7 protein-coding genes, 1 tRNA gene and 1 pseudogene are annotated in these 13,454 nt (G+C 58.7%); 3 read left to right on the top strand and 6 right to left on the bottom strand.

All coding sequences use genetic code 11. The features are described 5' to 3' along the window. Nucleotides 1-38: 38 nt before the first annotated feature. The 3 genes from selA to AC1DVF_RS04820 all read left to right on the top strand — a co-directional run bounded on the left by selA (nucleotide 39) and on the right by AC1DVF_RS04820 (nucleotide 3,457). Nucleotides 39-1,442, top strand: a complete 1,404-nt coding sequence (selA, locus tag AC1DVF_RS04810) for an L-seryl-tRNA(Sec) selenium transferase (protein ID WP_477782196.1) — start codon at nucleotides 39-41, stop codon at nucleotides 1,440-1,442. Continuing rightward, a complete protein-coding gene (selB, locus tag AC1DVF_RS04815) occupies nucleotides 1,439-3,355 on the top strand; it encodes a selenocysteine-specific translation elongation factor (protein WP_477782197.1) in 1,917 nt (638 codons plus the stop codon). Before selA ends, selB begins: the two co-directional genes overlap by 4 nt. A gap of 6 nt (nucleotides 3,356-3,361) precedes the next feature. Beyond that, nucleotides 3,362-3,457, top strand: a tRNA-Sec gene (locus tag AC1DVF_RS04820). Between the two features lie 156 nt (nucleotides 3,458-3,613). Here the strand turns inward: AC1DVF_RS04820 and AC1DVF_RS04825 are convergent. The 6 genes and pseudogenes from AC1DVF_RS04825 to AC1DVF_RS04850 all read right to left on the bottom strand — a co-directional run bounded on the left by AC1DVF_RS04825 (nucleotide 3,614) and on the right by AC1DVF_RS04850 (nucleotide 13,183). Continuing rightward, on the bottom strand, nucleotides 3,614-3,973 hold the full coding sequence (locus AC1DVF_RS04825; RefSeq protein WP_008083868.1) for a DUF6124 family protein: 360 nt from the start codon (nucleotides 3,971-3,973) through the stop codon (nucleotides 3,614-3,616). Nucleotides 3,974-4,384: 411 nt separating this feature from the next. Next, nucleotides 4,385-5,579 (bottom strand): annotated as a pseudogene (locus AC1DVF_RS04830) (IS4 family transposase). A gap of 247 nt (nucleotides 5,580-5,826) precedes the next feature. Then, the gene (locus AC1DVF_RS04835; RefSeq protein ID WP_477782128.1) at nucleotides 5,827-8,748 is read right to left on the bottom strand and encodes a hypothetical protein; all 2,922 of its coding nucleotides are present in this window, start codon (nucleotides 8,746-8,748) and stop codon (nucleotides 5,827-5,829) included. A gap of 254 nt (nucleotides 8,749-9,002) precedes the next feature. Then, nucleotides 9,003-9,362 (bottom strand): DUF6124 family protein, encoded by a 360-nt coding sequence (locus AC1DVF_RS04840; protein ID WP_460090976.1) that lies wholly within the window; start codon nucleotides 9,360-9,362, stop codon nucleotides 9,003-9,005. 527 nt (nucleotides 9,363-9,889) lie between these two features. Beyond that, nucleotides 9,890-11,185, bottom strand: a complete 1,296-nt coding sequence (locus tag AC1DVF_RS04845; RefSeq protein WP_477782129.1) for an OprD family porin — start codon at nucleotides 11,183-11,185, stop codon at nucleotides 9,890-9,892. Nucleotides 11,186-11,479: 294 nt separating this feature from the next. Beyond that, nucleotides 11,480-13,183 carry an amidase gene (locus AC1DVF_RS04850; RefSeq protein ID WP_477782130.1) on the bottom strand — a complete coding sequence of 568 codons (1,704 nt, stop codon included), beginning with the start codon at nucleotides 13,181-13,183 and terminating at the stop codon, nucleotides 11,480-11,482. Nucleotides 13,184-13,454 lie beyond the last annotated feature (271 nt).

The following is a 13,454-nucleotide window of genomic DNA, read 5'->3' on the forward strand; positions in this document are numbered from 1 at the left end:
GTCTACACTCTTGCGCAGTGAACTGTCTCCAGGAGTGACTGATGTCCCTGCGGTTACCTTCCATTGATGGTGTGTTACGTCATCCGGCCTGTGTGCCTTTGCTTGAGCGTCACGGGCGTGAATCACTGCTGGCGGGTTTGCGCCAGTTGCTCAATGAACTGCGCCCCGGTGTGTTGAACGGGCAATTGTCAGCCGTCGAAATCAGCCCTGAAGTGCTCGCTGGCCGCGTCAGTGAACGCCTGCTCCAGCAACAGCGCAGCCACGTGCGCCGGGTCTTCAACCTCACCGGCACGGTGTTGCATACCAATCTGGGCCGCGCCTTACTGCCGGACGAAGCCATCGAAGCGGTGCAAACGGCCGCGCGTTATCCGCTCAATCTGGAATTCGATCTGGCCAGCGGCAAACGCGGTGATCGCGATGACTTGATCGAAGGCCTGATCCGCGAACTGACCGGCGCCGAAGCCGTTACCGTGGTCAACAACAATGCCGCCGCCGTGCTGCTGACGCTCAACAGTCTGGGCGCGCGCAAGGAAGGCATTATTTCCCGTGGCGAGCTGATCGAGATTGGCGGCGCGTTCCGTATTCCCGACATCATGGCCCGCGCCGGCGTGCGCCTGCATGAGGTCGGCACGACCAATCGTACCCACGCCCGCGACTACGAAGCAGCGATCAGCCCGCGCAGCGGTTTGATCATGCGTGTGCACGCGAGCAATTACAGCATCGAAGGGTTTACCGCTCGCGTGCCGACTGCGGAATTGGCCGAGTTGGCCCATCGGCATGGCTTGCCGTTGCTGGAAGATCTGGGCAGCGGCAGCCTGTTGGATCTGACCCGCTGGGGTTTGCCGGCCGAACCAACGGTGCGGCAGGCGCTGCTGGACGGCGCGGACATCGTCACTTTCAGCGGCGACAAACTACTCGGCGGCCCGCAGGCCGGGCTGATCGTCGGGCGCAAAGAACTGATCGCGAAGATCAAGAAGAACCCGTTGAAACGTGCGCTGCGGGTGGACAAGTTGACCCTGGCGGCACTGGAGGCGGTGCTCGGGTTGTATCGCGATCCTGATCGCCTCGCTGAACGTCTGCCGAGCTTGCGTCTGCTCACCCGGCCGCAGGCAGATATCTTTGCGCAGGCCTCACGCTTGCAGCCCTTGATGGCTGAAATCCTGGGGTCGGTTTGGCAGGTTAGCGCAGTCGAGTCCTTGGGCATGATCGGCAGCGGCAGCCAACCGGTCGCGCGTTTGCCGAGTGCGGCATTGTGTCTGCGCCCGCAAGTCTCCAAGCGTTTGCGCGGGCGTTGCTTGCTGAATCTGGAAGCGGCGTTGCGGGCCTTGCCGATCCCGGTGCTCGGGCGCATCGACGACGATGGCCTGTGGCTGGATCTGCGCCAACTCGACGATGAACCGGCATGGCTCGCGCAATTGCCGCAGTTGCAGGTCGACCCGTGATCGTCGGCACGGCGGGGCACATCGACCACGGCAAGACGTCGCTGTTACAAGCGCTGACCGGACAAACCGGCGACCGCCGCCCGCAGGAACGCGAGCGCGGCATGACCATCGACCTTGGCTATCTCTATGCCGAACTGGAACCGGGCGCGGGGCTGACCGGGTTTATCGACGTGCCCGGCCACGAGAAACTCACCCACAACATGCTCGCTGGTGCGCAGGGTATCGATCTGGTCTTGCTGGTGATTGCCGCAGACGACGGCGTGATGCCGCAGACCCGCGAGCATCTGGCGATTGTCGAATTGCTCGGCATCCCGCGCGCCGTGGTGGCGATCAGCAAATGCGACCGGGTCGAAGCGGGCAGGGTGGAGGAGGTTCAGCGGCAGGTGCTGGATTTGCTTGCTCCCGGGCCGTTTGCCGAAGCGCCGATTTTGACCGTGTCGAGCCTGAGCGGGCAGGGCATTGATGGGTTACGCGAAGTGTTGCTGCAGACACAACGTGAAGTATTGGAACGCAGTCGCGAAGGTGGTTTTCGCCTGGCCATCGACCGCGCGTTCAGCGTCGCCGGTGCGGGGATTGTCGTGACCGGCACGGCATTGTCGGGGGCGGTGGTTGTCGGCGACAAGCTCAGCCTCGGGCCTTCGGGCAAATCGGTACGAGTGCGCGGCCTACATGCGCAGAACCAACCCGCCGAACAGGCCTTCGCTGGGCAACGGGTGGCGTTGAACCTGACCGGCGAGCGCCTCGAACTGGCGCAGATCCATCGCGGCCAGTGGCTGCTGAGCGAATGGCTGCACGCGTCAACGCAACGGGTCGACATCGACTTTCAACTGCTGCCCGGCGAACGCACTTTCGAACACTTTCACCCGGTGCACGTGCACCTCGGCACGCAAGATGTCATCGCGCGGGTGGCCTTGCTCGAAGGTCCGCGCTTGATTCCCGGCGAGCGCATGTTCGCGCAACTGCTGATCAATGCGCCGGTGCATGCGGTGAAGGGCGATCGACTGATCCTGCGCGACCAGAGCGCGCAACGCACCTTGGGCGGCGGCCAGATCCTCGACCCGTTCGCCCCGGCACGGCAACGCCGCAGCCCTGAACGTCTGGAGCAATTGCGCGCTTTGGTCTCGGGCGATGAGTTCGAACAGGTCTTGCCCGTACTGCTCAACTACAGCGCGGGCGGCCTCGACCCGCTGCGTCTGGAACGTCAGTTCAATCGCCCGCGCTCGACTTGGGCATTAGCGGAAAACGTCCGCCTCATCGACACCCGTCAAGGCCCGCTGCTGTTCAACGTGCAGCGCTGGGCACAGCTGAAGTTCACCCTGTTGGAGCAACTGACGCAGTTCCATGAACTGGAACCCGACCAGATGGGGCCGGATCGCGATCGCTTGCGGCGTTTCAGTGGATTGGCGCTGGAGCGTGCGACGTTTGTCAGTTTGCTGGATGAATTGCTCGCGGCCGGATCGATTCAGGCGAGCGGGCCGTGGCTGCACCTGCCAGATCATCAGGTACGCCTGAATGCCGAGGATGAAAGTCTCTGGCAGGCATTACAACCGCTGTTCGAAAACGCCGGATTCGACCCGCCGTGGGTACGTGATGTGGCCAACGTCCTGGGGCTGGACGACGCCGTCGTGCGCTTGTTGCTGCGTAAACTGGCGCGTTTGGGTTTGATGCATCAAGTCGTGCGCGACCTGTTCTTGAGTGACGTGCAACTGCGCCAAATGGCCGACGTGCTGCTCAAACTGGCCAAGGAAAATCCGCAGATCCAGGTGACAACCTTCCGCGATGCGCTAGGCTTGGGACGCAAACGCTGTATTCAGTACCTCGAATATTTCGACCGCGTCGGCCTGACCCGACGCCTCGGCGAATCCCGCCAGATCCGCCCCGACAACGCGCTGGCTAACGCCTGCGCACAATGAGTTCAAGGAAGGCAATCGCGCCCGGTGGCGCGGCCGGGCTTCAAACCCGGTTGGGGACGGCATCCGTTCCCGGGCAGGTTCGACTCCGGCTGCCTTCCGCCAGTTTCCAACAAGCCAAAGAACGGCTGCCGTAGATTGATCGTTCCCACGCTCCGCGTGGGAATGCAGCCCGGGACGCTCTGCGTCCCATCCAGAGCCGAACGCGGAGCGTCCGTTGAGGCATTCCCACGCAGAGCGTGGGAACGATCTGTATCCCCGCTACTGCGGCAATTCCAGATTATCCATCACCCGATTCACCGCCAGCTCGCCGAGCATGATCAGTTGCGCGATCCCCAACAGCGTCCGTCGCTGCGACGCGGGTATGAGATGGGCGAAGTCATGGGCGATGGTTCTGGCGGAGGCGAGTGTTTCGCTGGCATCGGCCAGCAGTTCCTCGTTTTTGAAGTCTGCGGTGACGGCGTACATCCGGCGGGTTTTACGGGGTGGTGGCGTGGAGCCGGGTGGGCAGAGGTAGTGATCGAGCGCGCGTTCGGCGGCGTCGTTGAGCTTTTTTGAATCGAGGGATTCGTAGGGGGAGGCGAGGTCGGTTTCGGGTGGGTTGGGTGTTGGTTTGATCATGGGTAAAGCTCCTTGATTGCTGGAGCCGCCACATTTCGCTGCGAAACGAAGAGAGGTGGCAGCTGTACGCAGGTTCGCAGACCGGGAATCAAGGCACCCGGCATACCCGAAGGTATCCCGCGCACAGCCGCCATGAAGCGCCATTGCCATGAGTCTTGATGGCAATGAACTGGAGCGCTGTGCGCCTTGATTGATCCGGGCTGCGAAACCCGATCGCTGATTCGTCAGCGACCGATCCACAATAGAATCCGCACCCAAAGCGCACAAGCCGGCGGATTCTGGCTTGGCTGTAGGCAATGGCGCAAGGATTTGTAGCCTTGAAGGCGTGTCTGGAGGTGTCCTTTAAACACTCGAGTTTAAAAGGCGAAAATTCGGCGAAACGCGGTCTGTCCCTGAGGGATCCCCACAAATCTACTCCAGGCTCTGCGCCTGATGATGCACCTCATCACGCAGAGCTTTCTCCAATGTTTCCCAGTCTCCGCTGCCTCCGAACTCTATGCATTTACGCCAATACTCCAGGTCCAGTCGCCACAATGAGAGCACGCGTCTTTCTCTGAGACTGTTGCTTTGATAGCGCCGCTCAAGGTTACTTTTTCGAGCCTGAAGTCCCGTTAAAAAGAGCAGGTAATTGGCGAGAGCGGCAATCAACAGCAGTATCTCAATACGATGCAGGCAATGGCTTCGATGTAGATTCAGACCCAATCCCAAGTGCTCACTTTTCACATCCCTGAAGCCCTCCTCAATTTGCATACGGCGTTTGTAAACTGCCACGATTTTTGCCGGATTCCATTCGTCCTGAGCCAGGTTGCTGGCAAGCAACCATGGTTCACGCTCGCGTCTGGCGGATTGTCGACTCAGTTTGTATTTTTGCAATTGACCCCGTAACGCGTTGGTGTTGGCGGCCCTTGGCGCAGTGTCGTACGCAGTACAGGTCGATGAAGTGTGGGGCGCTTCGCGTCATCTCGACACGGCTAAGTGCCTTGGGTGAGGCGGCGGCCAATGCATACAAACTCTTCACGGGTTGCCAGTCAGTTTGATCGCGACGATAAAGTTCGCGATTCCTTATCCGCGCGACGTAATACCAGCCTTGCGCGGCGACAGCCTTCATCCATGGTCGCCGAAAACCCGCATCGGTTACCAGAGTCGGAACGCAGCCATCTGGTAGCAATTCAGCCAGTGTTTTGAGTAGACGATTTTGATACTTGGGGCAGCTCTCTCGCTCATGAACGCTTTCATAAACAGGGAATGAACGCCCCGCCAGAGGGATCGATGCTCTCAGCAAAAAGGCTGTGCCTGAAGCGTCAATTCGAGACCAGTCGACCAGGATCAAAGGATGCTTCAACGAACCCAGCAATGCCCGAAGCATTACCCAATAGAACAATGGGCGCTCTGACCTCAAGTGTTGATTGCCCAGCAAGCGATCCACGCGCTTGATCGAATGCTTTGGGTAAGCACGCCCCTTCATGAAGCGCCGAAGAGCGGTCAGTGTCAGGCGACGTCCATGCAGTAACGAACTGACACAACTCATCAGTGATGTCAGGCGGCGAGAATGGATAGAGGGCAGTGCTTGAGCGAGCGCTCTGTGTAAAAATCGGATGGCCTGCATGGGTTCGGTTTCTTATATTTGTGTGGTGCAAACCAAGTTGCCGACTCATGCAGGTCGCTTCAATATTCCAACTTCTTGATTTTCTGTAAGAAAAATCGGGGATCCCTCAGGGTCTGTCCCTGATAACCTCCCAAAAGCGAAAGATCGCGGCCCCTGGCAACTGCATCAATCTTGGACTTGCCGAGGGGCTGCGATCTTTTGATCCAAACAACGGAAAAGTATCGGGTGGCCCGTTTAGCACCAGTACCTATTTTTTGAAAACGAAATTATCGAAATAGATAGTATCTGAAGCGCTGCTGATAATATCGATTTTATTAATTTTGTCCGAATTAAAAGTCATTTTATGTGGGTTAATTGAGTCATGGGGTAATAGCGGTTCCTCTTTAAGCTTTATTTCTGAGTTGTAAAATACAACTCTTGCATTGTTCGATTTTTCGACATCTGTATACCAAAACTCAATTTGGGCGTAACTGCTTTTCAATATCAACCGTACAGTCGCGGGGCCATCGACTAAAGCGAGGGTTTGTTGTTCAAGTTTCCCCGGGTATGAGGTTGCAATTCGCCGAATCTCTACAGTTTTAGTGCCTGCAAAGTTAGTTATTGTCATGCTGCCTATATCGCGTGAGCTTCCCGGCGTGAGCGTAAAAGACGGTTGCGCGTCAAAGTTTTCTCCGGCGGGTGCAGGTAATACAGTCAGGGTACGTACATTCGAATCCTCAGGAGGCTTGTGATACCGAGATTTTACATAAACCTGACGCGGACCTTCCTTGACTTCGATCTCGCGCTCCCATTCACCGGTCGTTTCATCGGCTGGTGCGGTACCCTTGGACTCTGCGTCTGCACCGCTACCCTCGAATGCTTCCACCCACTGACCTTTACTGGCAGTGCCTTTAAGTTTTAGTTTGGTGCTGACGGTCGTTTGCCCTTCGGGCACTTCGACGCCTTGGTCATCCAGTACAGTGTCCAACGTCGGCTTCACTAGCGCGACGACAACCAGATCGTGAGCTGCGGAGAGTTCACCATCCTTGCGTTTAGCGCGCAGGTTGTAGGTGTTTCCGGCAACCAGCACCCTCAGTCGAGCGGTCCAGTCTCCGTGGACGTCGACTGGAATTTCATCGTCTGAAATCGTCTCGCTGCCATTGACCAGATCAATCTTTGTGCTTGGCGTAGCCGTCCCCGTCAGCGTGATGTCTGTTTGTACAGTCAGGCTGCCAGGGGGGATTTCTTCATCGCTGGAAGTGCCTTTGACCGATGTGATCGCGGGCACCACAACCTGAACCGCACTAACCGTATACGTACGCAGCAAAAACCGCTTCGCCAACCCCAAATCCTCACTTTTCCCAAACGCCACCCACATCTCCATGCTCATTGGCGTCCCATCCTTCAACCCTTTCAAATCCTCATAAGGCGCGGTCGCCTCGAAGTAGCCATTCTTCACCCAGTCATCATTAACGAAGGCAAACGGCGCCGCCCAAATGTATTTTTCATAGGTCGAACCATCGGCATTGGTGCCCTCGAACAGCAACCAGACATATTGCCCCACCGCATTGAAGGGAAACCCTGAGCACCACATTTTGCCTTCAGGTGTCAGCTCGGCCAGATTCAGCTCCGATCCTTCACCTGCATTGCTCGCTTCCTTCAAGCGAGGAGCGATGAGTTCTGCCTGGGGCAGTTCCTGCACATTGAGGATGAATGGATCAGACGGCTGCGGCTGGCCGTTGCCACGGGTAATGGTGTAACTGACGGTCACTCTGCCGCCCAGACAAAAGGCCACGAGTGCCGGTGGAGCATCGACGTTCAGACCGACCTCACTGATCGGCCGTGGATCGCTGATGTATGTGCCTTCAGCGTGGGTGCCGGGTTCGGGGATCCAGCTAACGCTGAGCCGGTCGGTGGGGAGGGTGGTGCCTTGTGGCACGACGATGGTGAGCCTGGAAACCGCGGTCATGGGCGCCAAGGTGTTGCCGTTGGCTTGCTGAACGCCGGCGGGTTTCAACTCCATGTAATCGCCTACTACCGTCGCCGTGGCGATGTTGGATTCGGCTTTCAGTGTGTCGTCGAGTTTTCGCAGTAATTTGTATTTGACCGATACGCTGGTGGCGACGATGACGTCTTTGTTCAGTACTTTCAGAACACAGGTTATTTTATTACCGATGTCGTCCGTTTCGACTTGACCGGTGAGCACCACTGTTTTGTCATCTTGGCCCGCAATTTTCGCGGTGTAAGTGGCTTCAATTTTGTCGCCAGGCTCGAAGCGTGGGTCGACCGTCGATATGTACACCAGCAGTGGATTGCTACCGAGTTTTTTAAGGTCAATGATGCCCGGCTCGTCGGCTGTATCGCCTGCGATTTCTCGCAAAATCGGCGTGTCCAGGAGCGTGCCATCCAGATCCTCATTCACCGCCACCGCAGCAGACCATACCGCATCGGGATCCGGTCCGTTGAGCAGTTGATCGGTCACTGAGTAGGAAAAGTTGAGGACCTTGTTCTGGCGTTTCGCTTTGTCGAGAAACTCACGCTCCACCGTGAAGCAGACGGTCGTTGGAATTTCGGTGCCCGGGTTCGGCGGTTCAGGGGCCTGATCCTTGCTGACCGGGAAGGTCTTTATTTCGCCGTTGCACTTCAGGCTGATGGTGTCGTAAGCGCGGCAGTAGGGATAACTGAAGCAGACGGGCGCGCTGACGAAGTCTTTGCCGACGCCTTGTTTAATGAGGTCGGACAAGTCCAGGTCGAGTTCGGAGTGGCCGTCGATTTCGGGAAAGCGATCTTTCAGACCAGGGCGAATGCGGTTGTAGAGCACTTGCAGTGGCGGCTCAGAGGTCCCGGTATTATTGCTGTTTCGTTCGACCGTGTAATACAGTTGGTTGACTTCATCGGGATGCAGCCGGTTTCTGGGAATGCGCAGAAAGATGGGTACATTCGGATCGCCAATCGTGGTGAAGCTAAGCAGCGTTGTGTCGTTGACCAGCCACAGTTTCACAACATCCTCTGACTCCCAGATACCGACTAATGGCGGATCGATCTGAACCTTTGCGCCTTCACCATCGCTGACCAGGTCATAAGCCACTAGCGGTACACCGACATGCGCCCCTTTGACCGGCTCGGTCTGGCCCTGGATCTTGGGGGGGTAAAGCTGTAGAGGTGAGTTGTCGGTGGTGGATTGGTTCATTTCAGGGCGCTCCTGCGTGGTGGGAACAGCAGGAATGATGAAAGCGCGATTGCAGCAAAAGCGCACCTGTCAGATCTGACAGGTGGCGACGAGTGGTCATTGGACGAGAGAGTCAAAAGCGAAAGATCGCAGCCTTCGGCAGCTCCTACGCGGTTGTTTGTAGGAGCTGCCGAAGGCTGCGATCTTTTGATCCCAAAAGCGGAGAGCTTGATCTGACCCTGTTTAGCTCTCGCCGCAGGTTCTTCTCAGTCTTTTCAGCCCGGCACCTCCAGATTATCCATCACCCGATTCACCGCCAGCTCCCCCAGCATGATCAATTGCGCAATCCCCAACAGCGTCCGTCGTTGCGACGCGGGTATGAGGTGGGCGAAGTCATGGGCGATGGTTCTGGCGGAGGCGAGTGTTTCGCTGGCATCGGCCAGCAGTTCTTCGTTTTTGAAGTCTGCGGTGACGGCGTACATCCGTCGGGTTTTGCGTGGTGGTGGGGTGGAGCCGGGTGGGCAGAGGTAGTGATCGAGCGCGCGTTCTGCGGCGTCGTTGAGTTTTTTTGAATCGAGGGATTCGTAGGGGGAAGCGAGGTCGGTTTCGGGTGGGTTTGGCGTTGGTTTGATCATCGGTAAAGCCTCTAGAGTAGTGAAGCTGCCACCGTTCGCTGCTAACGAAGGAGGTGGCGGCTGTACGCGGGTTAGCAGACCAGGACTCTAGAACCCGGCGCACCGAAGTGCCCCACGCAAAGCCGCCATAACGGCAATGAACTTTGTGCGTCTAGAGAAAAACCCGGGCTGCTAAACCCGATCACTGATAATCAGCGACCGCACCACAATAGAACCCGCCCCCAAGGCGCACAAGCCGGCGGATTCTGGCGTAGCTGTAGGCAATGGCGCAAGAATTTGTAGCCTTGAAGGCGTGTCTGGAGATGTCTTTTAAACACCAGAGTTTAAAAGGCGATTTGCGCTGATTTCACTGGCCCCTTCGCGAGCAGGCTCGCTCCCACAGGTTCGGCGGTGTAAACACAGCCTGATGATCGACGCAGAAACCTGTAGGAATGAGCCTGCTCGCGATTACGGTGTATCAGTCAGCATGAATGTTGCTGAAAAGACGCTATCGCGAGCAGGCTCACTCCTACAGTAACCGCGTTCCTTCAGAAACCAAGTGGGTACTGGATCACCACGTAGATCCGGTCAATGTCATCGCCGGCCTGCGCTTCATTGGCTCGATGTGAAACATGCGACACCTGCACCGACAGATCCTTCGCCGCGCCCGATTGCACGACGTATTTCAAATCGATATCGCGTTCCCAGTGCTTGCCACCATCGCCTTGCTGCGGCTGATAACTGCCGCTGTCAGGATCAAACGGGTTGTAGGCGCCACCCTTGGGCGCGTGGGTGCCATCGATATGGCTACCGCTGACGTAGCGGGTCATGAACTTCAGGCCGGGGATGCCGAAGGCACCGAGGTCGAGGTCGTAGCGCGCTTGCCAGGAGCGTTCGTTGGCGCCGTTGAAATCGGCGTATTTGATCGAGTTGGCGAGGTAGATCGAGTCGCCGCCGACGAAATCGAACGGTGTGTCGCCATTGATCTTTTGCCAGCCGAGCATTACCGCGTGGGGGCCGAAGGCGTATTTGCCGGAGAGGCTGAACGCGGTGTTGTCGATGGCGCCGGCCAGCGCTCGGCCGCTGTCGCGGGTGTGGTAGAGGTTGGCGTCGAGCAGTACGCCGGACTGTTTGAAGTACAGATTGCCGTAGTACTGATGCCAGGTGTCGCTCAGGTCGGAGGCATACAGCGTGCCGCCCACTGGGCTGTCGGTGAACAGATCGGCGCCGAGAAAACTGATCGCGCCGGCCTCGGTATTGGCGCCATAGCCGTAGAAATTGCCTTTGCCGGATGAGCTGTCCTGATTCTTGAACGCGGTGAAATGCCCGGCCACCAGATTGATGTGGTCGAACTCGGCGCTGTTGAGCAGAAAACCGGTGGCGTATTCCGGTTGCAGGCGTTTGTCGGAGGTGTCGAACACCGGGGTTTCCACGGTCATTTCACCGAAGGCGAGCGTGGTGCGCGAGGCTTTCAGCTTGAGTGCGCCGCCCGCGCTGGAGTAATCGTTTTCGCTGCGGCCATCGCTGTCGACCGGCAGCAGACCGGTGCCGGAATGGCCTTTGCCGCCGTCGAGTTTGAGCCCGGCGAAGGCGTGGGCATCGATGCCAAAACCGACCGTTCCGGCGGTGAAACCAGATGAGAAAGTGCCGATAAAGCCCTGAGCCCACTCCTGTTTGTAGTTTTTGCCGGAGGGTGAGGGCGAGCGGTAGTCGTTGCTCAGGTAGAAGTTGCGGCTGAGGATTTCGCTTTTGGCATCGTCGAAGAAACCGCTGGCGTGGGCGCTGGTGGTCAGACCGCAGAGCAGCGCGAGGAGGGTGAGACGCGAAGGGGCGCGGTCGATCATGGTCGGTGGCCAGCGGCAATTAAGATGGCTGGGATGATCGCGGGAATGTAGGGCAGGGGATTGAGCGGATGTGCTGAATTTACGGGGCTACACAAAACCTGTGGGAGCGAGCTTGCTCGCGAAGGCGGTACATCAGTCAACATTTCTGCCGGCTGATAAACCGCTTTCGCGAGCAAGCTCGCTCCCACAGGGTTCTGGGCTGAATGAGGGTTTTGTGGCGGGAGCAAAAATCTGCGTCAGCGATGGCGGTGCGTCGGGCAACATTTTTGCTGCCTGACACACCTTTTGATCGCGTTACGACAATGGCGGCGTGCGTGGCGGGATCTGGCGTTTGCTGCCGGTCGATTCAAACGCAGCGGCGAAACGCAGCAGGTTCGAGTCGTCGTAGGCGCGGCCAGCGAAGGTCAGGCCCACCGGCATGCCGATGTCGGCCATCACGCCCATCGGCACGGTGACGGTTGGCACGCCGAGATGACGGATCGCCAGGTTGCCGTTGGCCACCCAGATGCCGTTGCTCCAGGCGATGTCAGCCGACGCCGGGTTGACGTCCGCGTCCGCCGGGCCGACGTCGGCAACAGTCGGGAACAGCACGGCATCGAGGCCCAGCTTATCCATCCAGTCCTCAAGATCGATACGTCGAGTCTGCTCGAGGCCGCGCAAGCCATCGGGCACGGTGCTGATTTCATTCCACGGTGTGATGCCGCGCTCGGCCATGCGCACGTACTCATCCATGCCGGCAGCCAGATCGCCTTCACGGTTGGGCAGGGTGCCCGGGTCGTGCGGGAAGATTTTCGGCCCGTCGACGTCGACCAGACGATTGAGTTTCGGATCGCCGTTGGCTTGCAGGAAGTCGTCGAACGCCCATGCGGTCAGGTCCCACAGCTCATGGTGAAGGAACTCTTTGGAGACCAGCCCCCGAGTGAACACGGTTGGCGCGCCGGGGCGATCGCCTTCGCAGTTGGAGACCAGCGGAAAGTCGGTTTCGATGACTTCGGCACCGGCCGCTTCGAGGGTTTGGCGCGCTTGCTTCCACAAGTCGATCACCGAGGCGCGGGTGTTGATGCGCTGGCCGGTCGGGCCACCGATGCCCGGGGCTTCGCTGGTGCCAGCCTCAGGGTCGGCATTGATGAACATGCGCGGCACGGCGAAACGCTTGCCGGCCAGCGCTTTGGCGTCGGCAGCCAGATCGGCGTAGGCGGCGGGGCGCACTTCGCTGACGCTCGGGATCGGCACCCACGGTTGCAGACGCCAGAGGTCGCCACGGGTGTCCGGGTCTTCGGCGACGACGATGTCGAGGACTTCGAGCAGATCGGCCATGGTCCGCGCGTAAGGCACGACCACGTCCATGGTCGGCGTCAACGGCCAGTTACCGCGCACCGAAATCACCCCGCGCGACGGGGTGTAGGCGCACAAGCCGTTGTTCGACGCTGGGCCACGCCCGCTCGACCAGGTTTCTTCAGCCAGACCAAACGCGGCGAAACTGGCGGCAGTGGCGGTACCGGCACCGTTCGACGAACCGGAGGCAAACGGCGCGGTGAGGTAATTGGCGTTGTAAGGACTTTCGGCGCGACCGTAGACGCCACGTTGCATGCCGCCATTGGCCATCGGCGGCATGTTGGTTTTGCCCAGGCAAATCGCCCCGGCCGCGCGCAGACGTTCAATGGTGAAGGCGTCGCGATAAGCGACCAGATCGGCGAAGGCCGGGCTGCCGGACGCTGCCGTGAGGCCTTTGACCAGATAGCTGTCTTTGGCGGTGTAGGGGATGCCGTCGAGCGGGCCGAGGGTTTTGCCTTCGGCACGACGGGCATCGGACGCCCGGGCTTCGTTCAACGCTTCAGGGTTGCGCACGACCACGGCATTCAGCGCCGTTGGGGTGTCGGCGCCGTCGTAGGCATCGATGCGTGCGAGATATGCCTGTACCAGTTCGACAGCGGTGGTCTGGCCGGACTCGAGCGCGGCGCGCAGTTGGGCAATGGAAACTTCGGTGACTTCGATCATGCGCTCACCGCTGTTTGAATTTGGGTGTTTTTCCTGGAGTGGGTGTTCATATCGGTTCTCGTTGCACGGCTTTACGCGACAAGGTTAAGACTGGCGCCTATTTAACACCAAGCGGCGTGCGGAGTAATCGACGGGATCAATCTGCCACCGATTTTCTCTCCGGCCGGCCCCTTCGCGAGCAAGCTCGCTCCCACAGGGATCGCATTTCAAACAGGCATCCAGGCTGCCAAAGTGGAATGCATTCCAAATTTGCAGCCAAGGAGCCAAGTGG

The organism is Pseudomonas sp. P4_D7, from assembly GCF_056401755.1.